At 38.4% G+C, this 18,499-nt stretch carries 18 protein-coding genes and 1 riboswitch; of the genes, 13 read left to right on the top strand and 5 right to left on the bottom strand.

Annotated features, from left to right (window positions below; genetic code table 11):
* Positions 1-25: 25 nt before the first annotated feature.
* Positions 26-847: a polyphosphate kinase 2 gene (ppk2, locus tag H8S90_RS20105; protein WP_187339592.1), complete on the bottom strand. Its 822-nt coding sequence runs from the start codon at positions 845-847 to the stop codon at positions 26-28.
* A gap of 596 nt (positions 848-1,443) precedes the next feature.
* Positions 1,444-1,536: riboswitch (TPP riboswitch) on the top strand.
* A 42-nt stretch (positions 1,537-1,578) separates the two neighbouring features.
* Between ppk2 and thiM the strand changes: the two genes are divergently transcribed.
* The 5 genes from thiM (at position 1,579) to H8S90_RS20080 (ending at position 5,832) form a co-directional block, all read left to right on the top strand.
* Positions 1,579-2,379 carry a hydroxyethylthiazole kinase gene (gene thiM, locus H8S90_RS20100; protein WP_187339591.1) on the top strand — a complete coding sequence of 267 codons (801 nt, stop codon included), beginning with the start codon at positions 1,579-1,581 and terminating at the stop codon, positions 2,377-2,379.
* Entirely contained in the window at positions 2,372-3,010 is a 639-nt protein-coding gene (gene thiE / locus H8S90_RS20095) for a thiamine phosphate synthase (protein ID WP_187339590.1), read from the top strand. The genes thiM and thiE overlap by 8 nt, the downstream gene beginning before the upstream one ends.
* A complete protein-coding gene (gene thiD, locus H8S90_RS20090; RefSeq protein WP_222852146.1) occupies positions 3,007-3,843 on the top strand; it encodes a bifunctional hydroxymethylpyrimidine kinase/phosphomethylpyrimidine kinase in 837 nt (278 codons plus the stop codon). Before thiE ends, thiD begins: the two co-directional genes overlap by 4 nt.
* Positions 3,830-4,477, top strand: coding sequence for a thiaminase II (gene tenA / locus H8S90_RS20085; RefSeq protein WP_187339589.1), 648 nt, complete (start codon positions 3,830-3,832; stop codon positions 4,475-4,477). Before thiD ends, tenA begins: the two co-directional genes overlap by 14 nt.
* 188 nt (positions 4,478-4,665) lie before the next feature.
* The gene (locus tag H8S90_RS20080) at positions 4,666-5,832 is read left to right on the top strand and encodes a Gfo/Idh/MocA family protein (RefSeq protein ID WP_187339588.1); all 1,167 of its coding nucleotides are present in this window, start codon (positions 4,666-4,668) and stop codon (positions 5,830-5,832) included.
* Positions 5,833-5,883: 51 nt separating this feature from the next.
* On the opposite strand, the gene H8S90_RS20075 is transcribed toward H8S90_RS20080, so the two are convergent.
* A complete protein-coding gene (locus H8S90_RS20075; protein ID WP_187339587.1) occupies positions 5,884-8,646 on the bottom strand; it encodes a carboxypeptidase-like regulatory domain-containing protein in 2,763 nt (920 codons plus the stop codon).
* Between the two features lie 291 nt (positions 8,647-8,937).
* Positions 8,938-9,573, bottom strand: a complete 636-nt coding sequence (locus H8S90_RS20070; protein WP_187339586.1) for a TetR/AcrR family transcriptional regulator — start codon at positions 9,571-9,573, stop codon at positions 8,938-8,940.
* Positions 9,574-9,731: 158 nt separating this feature from the next.
* Between H8S90_RS20070 and H8S90_RS20065 the strand changes: the two genes are divergently transcribed.
* The 6 genes from H8S90_RS20065 (at position 9,732) to H8S90_RS20040 (ending at position 15,668) form a co-directional block, all read left to right on the top strand.
* Positions 9,732-10,388, top strand: a complete 657-nt coding sequence (locus H8S90_RS20065) for an HAD family phosphatase (RefSeq protein ID WP_187339585.1) — start codon at positions 9,732-9,734, stop codon at positions 10,386-10,388.
* Between the two features lie 199 nt (positions 10,389-10,587).
* A complete protein-coding gene (locus H8S90_RS20060; protein WP_187339584.1) occupies positions 10,588-11,442 on the top strand; it encodes a M23 family metallopeptidase in 855 nt (284 codons plus the stop codon).
* A gap of 176 nt (positions 11,443-11,618) precedes the next feature.
* Positions 11,619-13,163 carry an ATP-binding protein gene (locus H8S90_RS20055; protein WP_187339583.1) on the top strand — a complete coding sequence of 515 codons (1,545 nt, stop codon included), beginning with the start codon at positions 11,619-11,621 and terminating at the stop codon, positions 13,161-13,163.
* Positions 13,164-13,415: 252 nt separating this feature from the next.
* Entirely contained in the window at positions 13,416-13,589 is a 174-nt protein-coding gene (locus tag H8S90_RS20050; RefSeq protein WP_187339582.1) for a hypothetical protein, read from the top strand.
* A gap of 40 nt (positions 13,590-13,629) precedes the next feature.
* Entirely contained in the window at positions 13,630-13,845 is a 216-nt protein-coding gene (locus tag H8S90_RS20045; RefSeq protein WP_187339581.1) for a dodecin family protein, read from the top strand.
* Positions 13,846-14,144: 299 nt separating this feature from the next.
* Positions 14,145-15,668 carry a GH3 auxin-responsive promoter family protein gene (locus tag H8S90_RS20040; protein ID WP_187339580.1) on the top strand — a complete coding sequence of 508 codons (1,524 nt, stop codon included), beginning with the start codon at positions 14,145-14,147 and terminating at the stop codon, positions 15,666-15,668.
* Here H8S90_RS20040 and H8S90_RS20035 read toward each other — a convergent pair.
* Entirely contained in the window at positions 15,663-16,268 is a 606-nt protein-coding gene (locus H8S90_RS20035; RefSeq protein WP_187339579.1) for a hypothetical protein, read from the bottom strand. The two genes, H8S90_RS20040 and H8S90_RS20035, sit on opposite strands and share 6 nt — an antisense overlap.
* Before the next feature lie 794 nt (positions 16,269-17,062).
* Here H8S90_RS20035 and H8S90_RS20030 point away from each other — a divergent pair.
* Entirely contained in the window at positions 17,063-17,593 is a 531-nt protein-coding gene (locus tag H8S90_RS20030; protein WP_187339578.1) for a GNAT family N-acetyltransferase, read from the top strand.
* Between the two features lie 117 nt (positions 17,594-17,710).
* The gene (locus H8S90_RS20025; protein WP_187339577.1) at positions 17,711-18,007 is read left to right on the top strand and encodes a hypothetical protein; all 297 of its coding nucleotides are present in this window, start codon (positions 17,711-17,713) and stop codon (positions 18,005-18,007) included.
* A 27-nt stretch (positions 18,008-18,034) separates the two neighbouring features.
* Here H8S90_RS20025 and H8S90_RS20020 read toward each other — a convergent pair whose 3' ends face one another.
* Complete coding sequence (locus H8S90_RS20020) at positions 18,035-18,496, bottom strand: GNAT family N-acetyltransferase (protein WP_187339576.1); 462 nt, start codon at positions 18,494-18,496, stop codon at positions 18,035-18,037.
* Positions 18,497-18,499 lie beyond the last annotated feature (3 nt).

The following is an 18,499-nucleotide window of genomic DNA, read 5'->3' as shown; positions in this document are numbered from 1 at the left end:
TACAGCCTTGGCCACAGTATCCTATTTAGGTATGTGCCATTACTATTTTTTTATCGTTCTTTATAGCACTATCTGCTTTGTAACCTTCGATATGGCCTAAGGTATATTTTATTATTTCCAGGCGTGCCGCCCTCTTATCATCTGTTCTAACTTCTATCCAGGGCGCCTTTTTGGTAGAAGTTTGTTGTAATAGTTTATCAATATAATGTGCATAATCCTCCCATTTATCCTGTGCTTTTTCATCCAGTGGACCTACCTTCCATTGCTTTAGTAGATCTTCTTTACGTTCGTTTAGTCGACCCTCTTGTTCTTTTTTGGAGATAGTAAGAAAGAATTTAATCAGGATTATGCCATCTTCTATTAGTAGGCTTTCAACCTCATTGACCTGTGCCATGAACTGCTTATACTGTTCCTTGGTACAAAAGCCGAAGACCGGTTCAACCATTGCTCGGTTATACCAGCTGCGATCAAAGAAAACGATCTCACCTTGTTTAGGCAACTGCTTGATGTAGCGTTGAAAGTACCACTGCAATTGCTCGTCTTCGGTAGGCTTACGGAGAGCTACAACCCGGTATTTTTTTGGATTAAGTTTCGCAATCATTCTACTGATGCTACCTCCTTTGCCGGCGGCATCACGACCTTCAAAAATTAGCAGTACCCTTTTATTATGTTCAATAACGTATTGCTGCAATTTAAGCAGTTCAAATTGCAGTTTCGATAATTCCTTTTCGTAGGCGAGTTGTTTTCTGAATTTCTTTTCCTTGATAATATTATTTGCGATTAACAAATCCAGTATTTCTTCGCTGCTATTGATTTTTTCAAGACTAAAGAGATCAAATGGTGTCATAAATTAAAATGATATTGACAGTTTTTAATAATTTTAGAATAATAACGATCGTGTAGGCCTTAAAGTTTTCCCTCAACCAACAAGCAACCATTTTCTAAGTAACAGCTGCCTTTTATCAGGGTTGATCAGCATTTTATCGGAAATTATCCGAGAATTTATCAGGAAAAAGTAAGATAAAACCAAGTAAAAAGCAATGAACAAGACGATTGATGGTAGAAGTTAGTTAGGTCTTAGTTGGTATCAATCCTGAATTATGTATGTTGTTTAATCTCGGTAGTTTAATGCAGGTTTGCGGTCGTCTAGCAAGGCTTTACAGTTAAAATCGGTTGCTTAGGCTTTCTCGAATTCTGCCTTTGACCGTTCTATTAAATGTGTTATTCGGAAATATTAGCTGCCTATTACTTAATGATTTGTAGATGATACAAGGGGCTAGCCGACGGACGTGCGCGAGTCGAATTTTAAAGGATAATAAGGGAAATCATGTTGCGGTTAAGCTGATACTACATGACGGTCGTATAAGGGGAAAAGCAGAGGGTGAATTAAAAGGAAGCGAAACGATGCCTATTTGTATATGAGTACAAGTTTTTATAAGTTTGTATTGGCTTTAGGGGTATTCTTTAATGAATTGAGACAGTCCCTTTGAACCTGATATGGTTGATACCGTCGTAGGGAAAAGCGATAAGATTCCAAAGGAAAAACTATAGCCATTTTTAACTTTTTATTATTGAATTATGGAAGATAGCCTTTGGAAACATATTCAAACCGTCAAATCGGTATCCCCTTTAATACATAGTATCACCAACCTCGTAGTAATGAACAATACGGCGAATGCTTTGCTTGCAGTAGGTGCGTCTCCTATCATGGCTCACGCCCATGAGGAAGTAAAAGAAATGGTGGGTATCTGTCAGTCATTAGTTGCCAATATAGGCACTATTGACGAGTATATTTTCCAGGCTTTGACGCTCGCCGTTGAAGCCGCTAATGTACTTGGTAAGCCCTGGGTTTTAGATCCGGTTGGGGCTGGGGCAACATCTTTTCGCGACAAAATACTGTCAGAGCTGTTAGTGCAGGCACCGGTAGTGATTAGGGGCAATGCCTCCGAGATTTTAGCACTAGCAAAGGTAAGCGCTACGAAAACGAAAGGAGCAGATAGTACTGTGCAAAGTGATGAAGCCATAGATGCTGCGCGCTACCTATGTCAGCGTTATGGAACAATCGTATGTGTCTCAGGAAAAAAGGATATTATTGTAAGTGAAAATCGTCTTATTACTATTGCTAACGGAAGTCCTCTCATGACCAAAGTTACGGGGTTGGGTTGCTCTGCAACTGCAGTCATCGGAGCATTTGTTGCAGTTGTCGATGATAAGGTTGAAGCAGTGGCGGCCGCTACTGCTTTATTCAGTATCTGCGGAGAGCTCGCTGCTAAACAATGTAATGGGCCGGGGAGTTTACAGGTTTTGTTGTTAGATAAATTGTACAATCTCACGGAAAGGGAATTTAACAACCATTTAAGGATTCATTTTAATGACTAGGCACCCCTTATTTCCTTATCAATTGTATTTAGTGATTTCGGAAGAAAGTTGTACGAAGCTCAATTACTTAGCTGTTGCAGAAGAGGCGATTCGAGGCGGTGTAGATATTATACAGTTTAGAGAAAAGAATATCGATACTGCGACCTATTTTAAGAAGGCTATGTCTTTGAAGGCGATTACCGATAAATACAATATTCCACTAATTATTAATGATAATTTAACCGTTGCCATGCGTGTGGGTGCATTTGGAATTCATGTGGGAAGGAATGATGTTTCGCCGATAGTGGTCCGCGAGAAGTGGCACAGTTGTCGAAGTTTAGGTTATTCGATAGAATATTTGACTCAGCTCTTAAACGAAGAAGCTTCAGCAGCCGACTATTTTGGGGTCAGTCCGGTTTTCAATACAAAAACAAAAAAAAATACCGTTACCGAATGGGGGATAGAGGGTTTGAGAAAGATCAGGAAATTAACCGAAAAGCCTTTGATCGCTATTGGGAATATGCACCTGGAAAATGTGTCGAGTGTCATGAAAGCAGGAGCAGACTGTATAGCGGTGGTTTCGGCTATTTGTACATCTGACGATCCGCGACAGGCTGCCATTGAATTAAAAACAAAGATATTAACATCATGATTAAACAGTATAAATATCCCTCGGCTTTAACTATTGCAGGTTTTGATGGTAGCGGTGGAGCTGGTATCCAAGCCGATATCAAAACCTTTTCGGCCTTAGGTTGCTATGCGACGTCTGTGCTGACGGCTTTACCAGTGCAAAATACGCAAGGCGTTCGTAGTATCTATCCTATTCCAACAGAAGTCGTGCAGGAACAGATAGAAGCCATACTGGATGATATTTTTCCAGCTGCTATAAAGATTGGAATGGTGCATACCAGTGAATTGGTGAAAACCATCGTAGATACACTCAGGCATTATCCCAGCACGCCTATCGTATTTGATCCGGTGATGGTGGCTACCAGTGGCCATAGACTTATCGAAGAGAAAACTGTAGCAGATATTGTAGACAGGTTGTTTCCCGTAGCCACACTCATTACACCGAATTTAGATGAGGCAAGTATATTGGCCGAAATGGAGATCAAAACAGTTGACGATATGTACTTGGCTGGAGAGAAGATCTTAAAGTTTGGTTGTCAGGCTGTATTAATAAAAGGGGGGCATTTGGATTTACCAAAAATAACTTCTTTATATTTTGAAGCCAATGGCGATATTCACGTCTTTGAGTTTGAAAAATTTCAAACGAACAATACCCATGGGTCTGGTTGTACCTTATCGTCTGCTGTTGCAGCTTACATCGCTCAGGGACAAAAACAGTTGGAAGCAGTGTCGTTAGGGCAATCTTACGTTCATAAAGCTATATATCATGCTATAGGCGTGCAAATAGGTAAAGGTAACGGTCCATTGAACCATTTTTTTGATCCCCAAAAATTGATTAAGAATGAGTTGGTCTGAAGGTGCATGGAAAAAGATAGAGCCCATCTATCAATCAATTATTGAAATGCCGTTTATTTTAGAGTTAATGGATGGCACTTTGGCCGCTGATAAATTCCAGTTTTATATGGCGCAGGATGCACATTATTTGGAGCATTTTGGTAGGGCATTAGCCGTTATCGGTGCGCGGGCTTTGGATACCGCAGATGCGCTAGCATTTATGCGCTTTGCTGAAAATGCCATTGTAGTGGAAGCTGCTTTACACGAGTCCTATTTCCGGGAATTTGGGTTGGAAGGCAGAGGTAAAATAGAACCCGCTTGCCACCATTATATACACTTTTTGAAGTGCACGGCTGCCTTGGACATAGTAGAAGTGGGAATGGCCGCCGTATTACCCTGTTTTTGGATATATAAGGAAGTGGGAGATTATATCTATAACAACCGGTCGTCTATTACTAATCCTTATCAGCGATGGATCGATACATATGCAGGTGAGGAATTTGGCATAGTCGTTAAAAATGCCATCCAAATATGCGACCGCGCAGCAGAAGCTACTGTTGATCCGATAATAAATAGGATGGATACCGCATTTATAACAGCAACCCATTTGGAATTTGACTTTTGGAATGCAGCTTATAACCAAAGGCAGTGGTAATGCCGTTAGTATCTGATGAATATGGAATTCTGAAGATTTTATCCGGTAACCTTTATGAAGTGGCCACTGAAAGACACTAATCAAAGAATAAATAAACCTTCTCCGGGGTCATTTGTTGGTATTTGGTGAAGTTGATTAGGAGAACAGTATTAAATGGAATTAAAAACCGTCTACTAATAGATTAAATTATGAGAATCAATGAAAAACACACTATCAAAAACCCTTTTTCCAGGAGAAAATTTATTTTTCAGGTATCCCGCTGGGGGGTCGGGAGTATAGTGTTGTCAACGATGACTAGCCTAGTGTCATGCGGTGGGACGACGAGTACGGAAAAGGCAGATGAAAATAAGATGAAACAGAAAGAGGGAAAAAAACTCGGTGTGGCTTTGGTGGGGCTTGGAGGTTATAGTGGCGGACAATTAGCTCCTGCATTACAGGAAACAGAACATTGTTATTTAGCAGGCATCGTAACTGGTAGTCCAGATAAAATCGATGAATGGAAAAATAAATATAAAATCCCCGAGGGTAATATTTACGATTATGAAAACTTTGATACCATAAAAGACAATCCGGCTATTGATATTGTATACGTGGTTTTGCCCAATTCTATGCACGCCGAATATACTATCCGGGCAGCCAAGGCTGGGAAACATGTTATTTGCGAGAAGCCTATGGCAGTGACGGTGGAAGACTGTGATAGGATGATTTCAGCCTGTAAAGACGCAGGGAAAATGCTTTCCATTGGTTACCGTTTACATTTTGAACCTTATAATCGAGAGATGATGCGTTTGGGACAAGAGAAAGTTTATGGTGAGATAAAAAAAATGGTGGGGGAGAACGGTATGGGAAGTGCCGGAGGTTGGAGATTGGATAAAGAGTTGGCCGGTGGAGGCCCCTTAATGGATGTCGGCATTTATTGTATACAGGCTATGCGTTATGTTACCGGTATGGAACCGATAGCCGTTAGCGCAAAAGAGGGCAAAAAAACACAACCTGATAAATATAAGGAGGTAGAAGAATCACTCATCTGGCAGATGGAGTTCCCGGGTAATCTGATAGCAGAGTGTAAAACCAGTTATAGTGAGGGTATGAACCTGTTGAGAGCGGAGGCTGTTAATGGTTGGTTTGAATTATCACCTGCATATGGGTATGGTGGCATTCAGGGAGAAACATCAGAAGGTAAAATGGACTTTGAGGACGTTAACCAACAGGCATTACAAATGGATGATTTTGCAATCGCTGTAAAAGAGGAAAGAGATACACCGGTTCCCGGTGAGATGGGTAAGCAAGATGTTAAGATTTTACAGGCAATTTATCGTGCCATGCAAACTGGTGAACGGATAGAAATAACTTAAATTATAACATATTGAAAGTTATACGTTATATGAAGTGATTGTGAAATAATTTTACTTTTTTGCTGTTTTATCATCAATTGTTAATTCCTGCTGGGTGGTGATAAGGTTGCCGTCATTGTCTACCCCTTCCATACGAATAGTATAAGTTCCCGGACGATCTGAAGTATAAAAGCTTATGGTGGCTTTGCCATCTTCATCTGTTATCATCATTGGTTGCCAATGGATAGTAGAGCGCAGATCTTCTATGGCCAACTGTTTATTGTCAGTGGTATATCGCGGTCGGTAAAATTCTTTAGGCCAGCTGAAAGGCATAGGCCTAAAATGAACAACACCCGGTGTTTTCCGCATGAACGGACCGCTTCCGCCACGGGTGGTGATTTCGATATATACTGGATCAGTACCTATAACAGGACTGATATTCATTAACTCTTGTGCCGATAGAAAACGTGTATTATAAGCACTGTTATATTTTGGATTATACATAATCTCTACCCCAAGCACATCTTCACCTGCATAATGTTCGAGGTAGGATTTCATAAAAAGTAGATGGTCGTTTTGGGAAACAGCCGTTTCCGGATCGTAAAAGAACTCTAGATCGATACCATCAAAAATCAAGCGTGCCTTTTTGTCATTTACCATAAACTCTGGGCGCCCGTTCCTGCGTGGATAGAACCCCACACGAAATCCCTTAATTTTTTCTTCAAGGACACTTAACAACGATTTAGACCCTGCAGTAACCATGTCCTCTTCCCCCAATAACTGATCGGCCTCGCCCGGACCGTTTAGGTTTTTAGAACCTTTAATTATTTTTTTCTCTGTAATGGTTACCTCTTCAAGCATAATAGTATTCGGGTCGGCCTGATGCAAAAGTGTTCGTAGATTCCTTTGGTAGGCACGTTGGTCAATAATACGTTGCTGCAAGTTGGTGTCAAGGTTCACAAACCAGCTGTGTGATGGCTCTGCTACTTCCGATGGTGACCATTTCGGGGGGGCGGCGTCGGTATCTAAATCAATTCCTATATTGAAACTCTTACCTCGTTTATTACGAGCTTGGATAACAAAACCCACAGTGTCAAAGGGTGGAAAATCTTCAAAAACAAATCTACCATTTTCATCCGTCAAGGTATCCACAACTAAATTGACCTTTCCAGTGGAAAGCAATACGAGGTGGCTTTTTTCTATTGCTTTTCCAAAAGCATTTCGTACTGTTCCACTGATTTTAAACGAGGGTTCCGGGGCATATGCAAAGGAGGCTTTTTTTTCTAGAAGAGTCTGGTCATAGCGCACCCATCCCTGCGTAAGGAGGAGGTTGTCTAATGCCTCCGCAACCTCCTCCTTTTTAGAAAAATAATAACCTGGGTCTTCTATCGCTCCACGCAGTTCTGTGCCCAAATAGTAGCTGCTCCATATGTTTTGATTCCATTTATTTATTTTATACTGACTATTGTCTGTTATAGCCATAGAAAAGTTGCCTACGACACCTTTGCCTGAACTATCCTTTACTGATACCGATAAAGCTACACTATCCCTTAAATTATAAGTTGGCCGGTGTGTCTGGATAATAGCGGTTATAGGTCGCTTGGGCTTGCTATTGTAAACCATGCGTTCAGCTAGGATACTACCGTCACTTGCTGTCAACGAAAAGTGAATGATGCCTTCCGGAAAATACGCTCTGGGAATGGAGCTTTGAAAGGTGGTGTTGATCGTTTTTACAACTGCTGCATAACACATAATGCCCCTTACTTGACCTATAAGCAGTTGACTGCCATTTTGCGACAAAAATTCTTCTGAAGATACCATTTTCAAATGAATGGAATCCCGGTTGGATGATGTTGCGCCGTGTTGTAAGATAACGCCGTTAACTATGGGAGGAGGTAACTCGTAAACATGCTGGTGTCCGTCAGCAAAATCAACCCTGGCGCGGTAATGGTCAACAGGCAATGGCGGAAGATATACCCTGCCCATACCTTTGTGTTTAGTTGAAAATGTGGCGATCCGTTCATTCGCCGAATTCAAAATTATACCCCGTGCGGCAACACCTTTTCCTTGACTATCAATAGCTTTTATTCCAAGCGTATTTGATGCGTTGGCCAGCCAATGTCCACTTTCGGGAAGAAACTGTACATCGTATTGTTTTTCTGGCATGCCTTCACTTAATGCAAATTGGGCTTTAAGTATGTCCTCTTCAAATAACATGACCTCAGCGCGATATAGGTTCTGCTTTTTTGGCAGATTAAAATGGAGCGATAATATTCCAGAGGTATCAACAACAATTTTTTCACGGAATAGATTTTTGCCTTTTTCTTGTATTTTGACCACAACAGGCTTTGTTTGGAAGGGTTTTGTATTAATGTTACGTAATTTCATCTGCATGTGTATCGCATGTCTACCTGACGAATCGTCTATCGTATGCGGTGCGAGATCAACTGTCCACTCTTGTCGAAAATCTCCTGATATTGTAATGTGTTGTTCAAAAATATACTCTTTTCCAAAATTCTGGAGCCATCGCGTATAAGCTCTCAAAGTAAATTGCCCGGGTGCTAATGTCGTTGGATCGAGATAAAAATCGCCGTAAATTGATCCGGCAAAGAGCATCTGTCTAGCTCTTTTTACTATATTTCCTTGATTATCTGATAGCTCTATGTATAAAATGCCACTCAATTGTGATGGCGTACTAAATGTACCATCCATAACATAGGCTTTATACCAAATGGTATCACCTAGGAGGTAATCCGATTTATCCAATTGGAGGTACAGTTTTTCTAGGGGTACGATGTTCAGTAACGTATCTAATTGATTTTGAATCTTATACAAAGTGTTTTTTTGCGCATGTACTTGATATGCTGTTATTAGCAATATAAATAGGCAAAGATATTTTCTGTAATAAGTATACATATTGTACTATTACTACCGTAGCTAGTATTCATTATTAGATTTATATTGAAATTAGCGAATTTATATATGCTTTGCAACTTGGACTTTAGGCATGTCGATTTATACTATTGGTTTTCGATTTTCTCAAACCCTATAACATTCCCATGGGTTGTAATAACTTGAAAAGAATCTTTTTAAAACCTAAACTTTGCTTTTTTGGTAGCCCGGAAACTATGATATAGCATGAGGTTGTTGTAAAGGATGTCGCAGTCCATTTACAAATATTTTGGTGGTTTCTTTCTGTAAAACAAGTAAATGCTCAAGGTAATCGTGATTAATAGGATGTTTGATTGTAGGCTTTTTATGTTTGATGGCCATTCCGTGCAATATTTCTATGTATAGTTCTGAAGTAGATTTAATATGAAAAACTGTCAACTCCTGTCTGTCAATAGCTCTTTTAAATAACAAAGAAATTTGTTTAACCTCCGCTACTTTGATAAGCTTCATCAATTGTTTAGATAATTCATTTTTGTTGGCATAATGAAAGAGGCTGGCGCCGGCATACTGCATCCGGGTTTGATGTTTTATCTCCAACAATTGATAAATAGATGACAAGACGGGTGTACCGCGTTTAATCAGGCTGTTTATTTTGTTTTGCTCGTGCATAACGATTTGTTCAGCTATTGCAACTATCAGCTCAAACTTATTATTGAAATGTGATTTTAACTGGATACTTGTAATGCCTAGATTTTGTGCGATCTCATACATTGTAGTTTTGTCTGATCCCTGTCTGACAAAAAGTGTGAGCGCAACAGACATAATTTCTTTGCGTAAACAATATAGGTTATTCATGAAAAGTGTTTGCATGCTAAGTATTTTTAAACGCTATCTTTGCTTTTTAAAATTTCACTTACAAAACTAATGTTTTGACTAATATTATCAAATGGTCAATACCTTTTTGTTACTAATTGTTATATTAGCTGAATGGACTGGAATTTTTATAGCAGTGTGCTTACTATGATAGTATGTTAGATGTGCAATGTGTTATTTTTGACTGTGACGGCGTATTGGTAGATACAGAAACGACAATGATTACCGTATTACTGGAAATGGTTGCCGAGTTTGGTGTAAAGATAAATGTTGATGAAGGCGTTAGCTTATTTAGTGGTAAAAAGATTGAAGAAACGATAGATGTATTGAAGTGTTCTGCTCAATCACCCTTCCCGGCAAACTTTGAGCAGCAATTTAGGCTTAAAGCATACGAGCGGTTTAAAATAGAGGTTAAACCCATTGACGGTGTTGAACGTTTAATTCAATTGCTCAAAATACCTTTTTGTGTTGCATCTAATGGCCCACGTGAAAAAGTAGCGTTTAACTTAAAGCTTACAGGTTTATGGCCCTATTTTAACGATGATAGAATTTTTAGCGCTTATGAAGTTAATACCTGGAAACCTGATCCCGGTATTTTTTTACATGCAGCTAGGATGATGGGATTTGAGCCAGCTCAATGTGTTGTAATCGAAGACAGTTTGGCTGGAGTTGAAGCTGCGGTGAATGGAGGTTTTCAGGTGCTGGCGTTAACAAATGGATATAACGTTGGTGAATTAAGCAGCGCTGGAGTTAAGGTGTTTGGCCATATGGAAGAGCTGTATCCATTGCTACCCATGAGCAAATCCAACTAAAGCGCACCGATTTTCCCCAACATATAAACTAGCGATTTTGAAACAGCATATTTACGGCGAGGAAACCACCCTCGAATTGGTTATATGATGGCCGGTATAATATTATTTGTTTATTGACGTTTAATTCTTGGAAGAAGTCGAATTAATATATGGTGCTGTTTATTGAAGAATCAACCGGAACCAAAATTTTAAAGAATTTATGAAGAAAAAAGGACGGCAGTCTCTTTCTGAGCCAATTAATGTGCTAGTGCTCGATCAACATGCCAGTTCAGAAAAAATTAAAAGTGTTCCTTACGGTCTATTACTTTACTGGCGAAGGTTAATATTAGCATTTATCTGTTTAAGTGTTTTTTTGATCGTTGCGGTTTTGTTCTTTGCTTCCCATAATTATTTTCTCTTGAAAAGTAGTGAGCGCCTTCAGAGTGAACTGAAAGAAGCGCGGGAGTATCCTAAACAAATGGAAACTGTACAATCTAAAATGCAGGAGTTGGAAGGGAAGATGGAAAAAGTGAATACGTACCTGAGCAAAAGAGGAATTGAGCGGGTGACCGCCGAAGGTGGACAGGGCGGTCTTTCAGAGGAATTAACCGGCGATAATATCGAAGAAGTATTAGATCAGTATAACTTTTATGCAGACAGTTTACATCGCGATTTGTCGAACGTCCCGTTAGGTTACCCTATCCAAGGGCCTCTAACTAGCGTTTTCGGTATAAGAAGCAACCCTTTTTCGAAACGAGGTATAGAAGCACATGGTGGTGTTGATATAAAAGCAAAAAGAGGCGCCGTCGTGAAGGCTCCGGCACAGGGAAAAGTTTTGTTTGCTGGTTGGAAAGGTGGATATGGGAGATGCGTAGTAATTGAACATGATAAAGGGTTTGAAACACTTTACGGTCATCTTTCTGCTATCCAAGTTAAACCTCACCAGATGATTGACGCTGGGCACATCATTGGAAAAGTGGGATCTACGGGAAGGTCAACAGGACCGCATTTACATTATGAAATTACACGTCATGGCAAGAAGATCAACCCAGGCCTTTTTTTGAAAGATCACTAAGAATAGCATAGCACGGGACTAATCAGCATATACTTCCTTATGGTGTTTGAAATAATTCAAGGGCTTTAGGGAATTGCTAATTCTTTAATAGCCATACTTACACTAGTAAACAAAAAACCTGTGACGCCTGTTTTTTCAAAGCGTTTTGTGTATCTTTTATTTTATCAAAATTGCTGATGGCTCTTAACACTACGAATATAGATCGCATTAAACATGTAACAGACCGTTATCAAGCACTGTTAAATTCAATTAACCAGGGATTTTGCATTATCGAAATGATTTGGGACGAACGTGGTTATCCAGTAGATTACCTATTTATTGAAACAAATAAAGCTTTTGAAAATCAAACGGGTATTAAGCACGCCGAAGGACGAACGATGCGTACGATTGAGCCCCTGCATGAAGAGCACTGGTTCCAGATTTATGGTAAGGTTGCAGCTTTGGAGAAAGCTGTACAATTTGAACAGAAGGCTGACTTTTTGCGGAAAGGTACTTGGTATGAAGTGTACGCTTTTCCCATGACTGAAGCAAGTGGTAGAGTTGCGGTATTATTCAACGACATATCTGAACGTAAACGGGCGGAATTATTATCAAAAGAATTTTTAGCTCGCTTGGAACAAGAGGTTTCCGAGCGGACGCAGGCATTAAAAGAAAGTCGCGAATTATTAAAGGCGACGTTAAACAGTTCAAAGGATGCCATACAAGTATTGCGTGCTATAAGGAGTGATGATGGCATTATAATTGATTTTTATTGGATACTCATTAATAAATTAGTTGAAGATATATATGGCGATATAGTTGGTAAGCGTTTATCGCAACTAACAGAGCGTCTACCAATACCTAGGGATAAAGTACTTTTCTCGAAATGCAAACAGGTCGCTGAAACCGGAGAAATGTTGCACTTTGAGTATGAAACGGTGAGGGAGCAGATTAAATTCTGGTACGATATTACCTTGGTTAAGCTTAACGATGGAGTGGTAGTAACGGTATCAGATATAACTGAACGAAGAAGCGTAGAGTTAGAAATTAAAAAAGCAAAGGAATTGTACGATAAAAATATACAACTTAAACTTAAGCAAAAGGAGTTGAAAAAACGCCAGCAACAGGAGATTTTTATGACCACGCTGAGAACACAGGAAGAAGAGAGAAAAAGAATAGCAGAAAATCTTCACAATGGTTTAGGACAATTATTGTATAGTGTGAAATTGAGTTTAGAACAGATTGACATACAAGAGAATGGACAGCAAAAAATACTACAGCAAGCGCAACATTTATTGGCTGCTGCCATTAGAGAAAGTCGGCGCATTTCCCATGAATTAATGCCCTCTATACTCGAAGATTTCGGTTTACAAGTAGCTATTCAGGACGTATGTGATCAATTCAATAAATCGTTAGCTTTTAAGTGTGATTTTATAGGCTTGCCTTATAAAATGGATAAATACATTGAAATTGCTATTTACAGGATCGTTCAAGAGCTTGTGATCAACATCATCAAACACGCTAAGGCTACCGAGGCGTCAGTGAAAATTATGTTAGAGCAAAATGCTATTAATATTATGGTGAAAGACAATGGTATGGGATTTGATCCAAACGTCAAAGAAAAGCGCGGTATTGGATTAAACACCATCCAAGACAAGGTGAAATTGTTAAACGGCTCATTCGATGTAATTTCCGAGAGAAGCCGGGGTACAACAATTAATATCAAATTTCCTAACCAATAGCTATTGTAAAATAGCAGATAATATACTCATCGGCCATTTTTGGAACAGTTTTTACCATGTACTAAAAATTAACGATTTTGTGTTGATTTTAGTCGTTTACTGCTATAGATCCTAAAGGTTAATTTCTTTAAATAACTATTCAGTGCTTCCAATGGCACCTAATTCCCCTTTTTTCTTACAAATGATCATTTGGCAAGGCTATTGAACTTAAAAGGTTATTGAACTTAATTTGTTGGGTTAGTTAAATGTGGCATGAGAAATAGAAAAAAAATGCTCATCGTATTTGCCTTTGTTGTCGCAGCGGCAATGTTGTTTCGTTTTGCACTTGCAATTGTTCATGATGACTTTAGTGTAGTAATGATCGTTGTAAGTGTTATACTATTGGTGGTTGCGATGGTTTTTTTTGTAATCTACTTCAAGGAATGAAAATTAACTAATGGTTGTATATATTTTAAATTGAAAAGTTATGTCTATTGTCAAAGTTATAGAAGTGATTGCTTCTTCAGAAGAAAGTTTTGATGATGCTGTAAAAAACGCAGTAGCAGAAGTCTCTAAAACCGTAAGTAATATTGATTCCGTTTTCGTGAAAGATTTTAAAGTACATGTGAATAATGGTCAAGTTACGAGTTATGGAGCAATTTGTAAAGTTTCGTTCAGGATTGATCGACAATCGAATGAATAGGTGTTTAAAAAAGGGGAGTGGCGCCGATACGAGCTCCCCATAGTTTTAGCAGTATAACTGAACGGTTTTATCAACCTAAAATTACTTTTTTATACAGTAGGTTTGTGTTTACGCATGAAGTTTGAAACCTAATTGTCTCTCTTTAGAAGAAACCGATCATTAACCATGGATATAATATAGGAGTAAATAAATATTCAATGAGAGTGCAAACTTTATGAGAAAAAAATCATTTTATTAGTAAAACGAGCAATAGTTGTTTTCTGTTTAAGTGAAGTATTTAATTGATAAAATTTTAATGTATGGCAATCATTGGGGAGATAATTAAGCGTGTAATTGATGTATCCGGATTGATAGATTTTGGATCGGATCCGACAACTTCACAGCGAAAAGTGCTTCTACAATTGATTGACAGCGCTAAGAATACAGCGTTCGGTAAAAAATATAATTTTGAAGATATATTATTAAGTGATAACATCATCGATCGTTTTCAGAAAGAGGTTCCCTTTCATGACTATGATAAGATGTTTAAGGAATGGTGGCATTATTTGCTCGAAGGCCATCAAAATGTTACGTGGCCAGGGGGACAGCGCTATTTTGCGTTAAGTAGTGGAACGACCAGCCATAGTAAATATATACCGGTAACAGATGATATGCTAGATGCGATTCGGAAATCGGGCATGCAGCAAATTATGAGCCTAAAGAACTTTGAGCTTCCTGGAGAATTTTTTGAGAAACAGATACTAATGCTTGGAAGCAGTACAAAGTTACAAGAAAAAAATAATCATTTAGAAGGAGAAATTAGTGGCATAAGCGCTGCAAATATTCCATCGTGGTTTAAGCGTTACTATAAACCAGGTAGTAAAATTGCCGCTTTACACAACTGGGATGATAAAGTGCGAAAAATTGCTAAAGAAGCACCGAAATGGGATATTGGCAGTATAACTGGAATACCATCGTGGACAGAGTTAATGCTAAAAGAAGTTGTACGCTATAACAAGCTGGATACGATTCATGATATATGGCCAAACCTGGAAGTTTATACGTCAGGTGGAGTTGCATTTGACCCGTACCGTAAAAGTTTTGATAAATTATTGGCAAGGCCAATAATTTATATCGATACCTATTTGGCATCAGAGGGGTATCTGGCAACCCAAAAAAGACCGGATACTTCGTTTATGGAACTCATCGTGGATAATGGAATGTTTTTTGAATTCGTCCCTTTTACTGATGAAAATATTGATGAAAATGGCGCGGTTAAACAAGGGGTGCAGGCGCTTACACTTGCAGATGTAAAAGAGAATACAAATTATATACTCTTGATCTCTACGGTTGCTGGCGCTTGGCGTTACATGATAGGAGATACGGTAATGGTTACCGATAAAGAAAAAGCAGCTATTAAGATCACTGGTCGTACTAAACATTATCTGAATGTTGTAGGAGAACAACTTTCGATACATCAAATGAATGCAGCAATAGCAGCAATAGCGAAGAAATACCATTTGGAGATTAAAGAATTTACAGTATCAGCCTTCGTTAAGGGAGAAGAATATCTTAATAAGTGGTTTATCGGATCCGACAAGATTATTGATGAGATTGATGAATTAACGCAGTATCTCGATCAGTATCTGAGGTCTCATAACAAAAATTATGATGTCGCAAGAACGAAAGCGCTGAAAAATATTGAAGTAGAATTGATTCCAATAGAACACTTTTATAAGTGGAGTGCGGCAACAAAAAAATTAGGAGGACAAGTTAAAATCCCTCGAGTATTGAAAGAAGACGACTTCATCGACTTTGAACAATTTATAAGGAAAATTTCATAGATTTTCACTTTCAAGCTCGCGCACTTGCTCCACAATATCGTCTGGCGAAAGATAAAGACGCGCAATTCTATCTTTATATGTTTGCGGAATATCTGCATGGTCCAGAATAAATCTTTTGGTTTCTATGATGTAATGACCAACGCCATTATTCACGGCATACGTGTCGGCAGTATTTTCGGCCTTTCGAACAAATTTGTTTGACAGAACATAAGAAATTCCGAAGCCAATCAAATTGATGGTGCTACGTTGTTCATAATCCATAATATGTCCCAACTCATGGCCAATCCATCCTATCATGATACTATCAGGTAGTTGATGAATAGGGATAGCTGTGTTTGTTAATTGGAAGAGTGCACTGATGTTAATCTTATAGATGCGTTTTTCTTTTTTGCCGATTAAAGAGCCTAAGAGGGGTTGCGCTTGCATAATAGACTTCTTAATCCGTTTTTTAAAAGTAAATTTGATGTGTGTCTCTTGTAACTCAGGAAAATAGGATAGTGCCTCCAATACATTTTTTTCAATTACCTTAGGGATTTGCTTGTTTTTTGCGAACCTGGCCAAGGTTGGTGGAATGCTATCCTGTAGTATGGAGTGTGACATGAGTATTGATAATAGAATATGCATCATTGCGAATCATTAGCTTTGTTATGTATATTAGTTTCAACAGATAAAGATGTCGATAGTTCATAATAAATCTAAAACAAAGTTGATAACTCTTTCTTTTTTACTATTTTCTATGACGTTTTTCCTTTCACTCCATGCTTATTGCTGGTCTTTTATCAGCTAAGTAACCAAATATGCCAGCAGCTCGCTAAGTTGTGTTGCTGTCCAGTGCTATCACGATAAAGCATTAATTCGTTTGCCATCCACTGGTATAGCTACTTACATTACTGGAACGAAATTGATTAATATCTATAATAAAGCGAGGTGCTTAACAAATAGCAGTGTGCACGAATATTTAATTTTTTTCACAAACAAAAAGAATAGCGAGCTGTTATAAAATTTAACAGAAAAGAGGATATAACAATGTATTATTTGGTGTGTTATGAGAAAGAAACCGCTATTGTGATGGATGATGATGTAGATTTAGCCAATTTAAATAATAATTGTTCACCACATCTCAAAAAATTCTTAAAGAAAGTTGGGAAACATCCAATAACTAAGATTGATCAGAATTATCCAAGTTTTGGTGCCGTTAGAGATAATTATTTGATAATAGACGGAGGAAACAAGAGAAACTGAATTCGTTTGCCACCTATTTTTGAAAAGAACTTTTTTTTTGATTTTCTCTAACTAGTTCCCTTTCGGTGAGCAGCCTAGGCTGCTCACCGAAAGGGAGCGTATCACTTATCCGTTATTAAATTTGATTTTTATAACATTTAAAGTCTGCTATTATGGAAAACAGAAAGTCATTTAATATCGTATTAAAGAAATTAAACCTAAGCCAGGCCAAAGAATTCTGTGATTTGTATGCATCCCCTCATCAATATGGCTCTTTGTATTATGAACGCCATGCAGATGATGAAACTTATGAAGAATTTACCAAGCGTCTGCTTTGGCTGTCGAAGTGTATTTATACTATTAGGCCTTCATCCGAACCGAAAAAAGTAATCGGTTATTGTATGATATATAAAGCGGGGCATAGAAGAGGAGAGGTCTTTATCAGAGGAACCTTATTGCCAGAATATGGAAACAAAGGACTTATGTCCGAGGCCTTTAAGCAAGTATTGGATATGGCAAAATTTGCCTACGGTGTAAATGAGGTTAAAATACTGATGCATACGATTAACGAGAACGTTTTGCAGATGGTAAAAACACTTGGATTTACGAAAGAGAGTGATACTTCCAAAAATACGGTATATGCGAAAAAACTTCGTCAGTATATCCCGAGAAGAGCTGAAAGTGGCTCCGTTAGTTTGATGTGATTTTTAAGGTGAAAACCAAATGATTTCATGATACTTTATTCAAGATTGCAGTGAAGGTAGAGCCCGTTTAAGTTAAATAGTGAAACCGGTAAACCACTGCTTTTAAATGACTATACAATGGCTACAATCAAGCGTGATGATCTTCTAAAGCTGGGTTTTGAGGATTCAGAAGGACCAGTATTAGCAACGAATTTAGACTACATCGTTGTTCGGTTTTATATCCATAGGGATAAACCTTGGATTGGCGTCGAGGAGCATTATCCCAAAAAGGGAAGTACGCATATAAATCCAAAGCATATTCTTTCTGCTGCAATCAACTATGGAACGAAGGAAGGAACAATTGTTTATAACAAAGACGAGGTTAATGCCTTCTTAGCTCATCAGGGTAAACTACCATTTAAATTTAAAAGATAATAATAAGTAAAAGAAACTATTAGATGTTTAGGCATCCAGTCGCATTGTCGTTAAGAAACTTTTAAAACCTACCTTCTTATATGCTTTTACGGCAGCGATATTCTCGCTGTACACATCTAACCTAATTTCATAAATCCCTTGTCTGCTAGCCCAGTCTTTGAGCGCATTTATAATTATTTGGCTAATACCCTTACCTCGATGTGTAGGAAGCACATACATGAAGTGCAACATTACATATTTTTCGAACGCGACGTATGGCTTACCTTCTCGTATGACAGCGAAACCACTACCTACAAGTTCCTTATTAACTTCCGCTATTACCACTTCTGCTTCTTTGCTTTCAATCATGCATTCGATGTCATAGTAATGAATAGTGCCAGTTTTCAATGTTTCGTTAAAAGGACGCTCTGCATTTACTAACTCTTGCTCAAAACGATAGAGAATAGGAAGGTCTTCTTTCCTTGCTTTTCTTATGCTTACTTTATTCATATC

It is taken from the genome of Olivibacter sp. SDN3 (assembly GCF_014334135.1).
Taxonomy (GTDB): Bacteria; Bacteroidota; Bacteroidia; order Sphingobacteriales; family Sphingobacteriaceae; genus Olivibacter.
Note: the sequence above shows the minus strand (reverse complement) of the source record. Positions and strands in the feature narration are given on the sequence as shown.

What these genes read in the sequence shown, in the direction of transcription:
- H8S90_RS20030 (WP_187339578.1), top strand. Translation starts at nt 17,063, where the DNA reads ATGGAAAACAGAAAGTCATTTAATATCGTATTAAAGAAATTAAACCTA.
- thiM (WP_187339591.1), top strand. Translation starts at nt 1,579, where the DNA reads ATGGAAGATAGCCTTTGGAAACATATTCAAACCGTCAAATCGGTATCC.
- H8S90_RS20060 (WP_187339584.1), top strand. Translation starts at nt 10,588, where the DNA reads ATGAAGAAAAAAGGACGGCAGTCTCTTTCTGAGCCAATTAATGTGCTA.
- H8S90_RS20020 (WP_187339576.1), bottom strand. Translation starts at nt 18,496, where the DNA reads ATGAATAAAGTAAGCATAAGAAAAGCAAGGAAAGAAGACCTTCCTATT.
- H8S90_RS20065 (WP_187339585.1), top strand. Translation starts at nt 9,732, where the DNA reads ATGTTAGATGTGCAATGTGTTATTTTTGACTGTGACGGCGTATTGGTA.
- thiE (WP_187339590.1), top strand. Translation starts at nt 2,372, where the DNA reads ATGACTAGGCACCCCTTATTTCCTTATCAATTGTATTTAGTGATTTCG.
- H8S90_RS20025 (WP_187339577.1), top strand. Translation starts at nt 17,711, where the DNA reads ATGGCTACAATCAAGCGTGATGATCTTCTAAAGCTGGGTTTTGAGGAT.
- H8S90_RS20050 (WP_187339582.1), top strand. Translation starts at nt 13,416, where the DNA reads ATGAGAAATAGAAAAAAAATGCTCATCGTATTTGCCTTTGTTGTCGCA.
- H8S90_RS20045 (WP_187339581.1), top strand. Translation starts at nt 13,630, where the DNA reads ATGTCTATTGTCAAAGTTATAGAAGTGATTGCTTCTTCAGAAGAAAGT.
- H8S90_RS20040 (WP_187339580.1), top strand. Translation starts at nt 14,145, where the DNA reads ATGGCAATCATTGGGGAGATAATTAAGCGTGTAATTGATGTATCCGGA.
- thiD (WP_222852146.1), top strand. Translation starts at nt 3,007, where the DNA reads ATGATTAAACAGTATAAATATCCCTCGGCTTTAACTATTGCAGGTTTT.
- H8S90_RS20070 (WP_187339586.1), bottom strand. Translation starts at nt 9,573, where the DNA reads ATGCAAACACTTTTCATGAATAACCTATATTGTTTACGCAAAGAAATT.
- ppk2 (WP_187339592.1), bottom strand. Translation starts at nt 847, where the DNA reads ATGACACCATTTGATCTCTTTAGTCTTGAAAAAATCAATAGCAGCGAA.
- tenA (WP_187339589.1), top strand. Translation starts at nt 3,830, where the DNA reads ATGAGTTGGTCTGAAGGTGCATGGAAAAAGATAGAGCCCATCTATCAA.
- H8S90_RS20080 (WP_187339588.1), top strand. Translation starts at nt 4,666, where the DNA reads ATGAGAATCAATGAAAAACACACTATCAAAAACCCTTTTTCCAGGAGA.
- H8S90_RS20035 (WP_187339579.1), bottom strand. Translation starts at nt 16,268, where the DNA reads ATGTCACACTCCATACTACAGGATAGCATTCCACCAACCTTGGCCAGG.
- H8S90_RS20055 (WP_187339583.1), top strand. Translation starts at nt 11,619, where the DNA reads ATGGCTCTTAACACTACGAATATAGATCGCATTAAACATGTAACAGAC.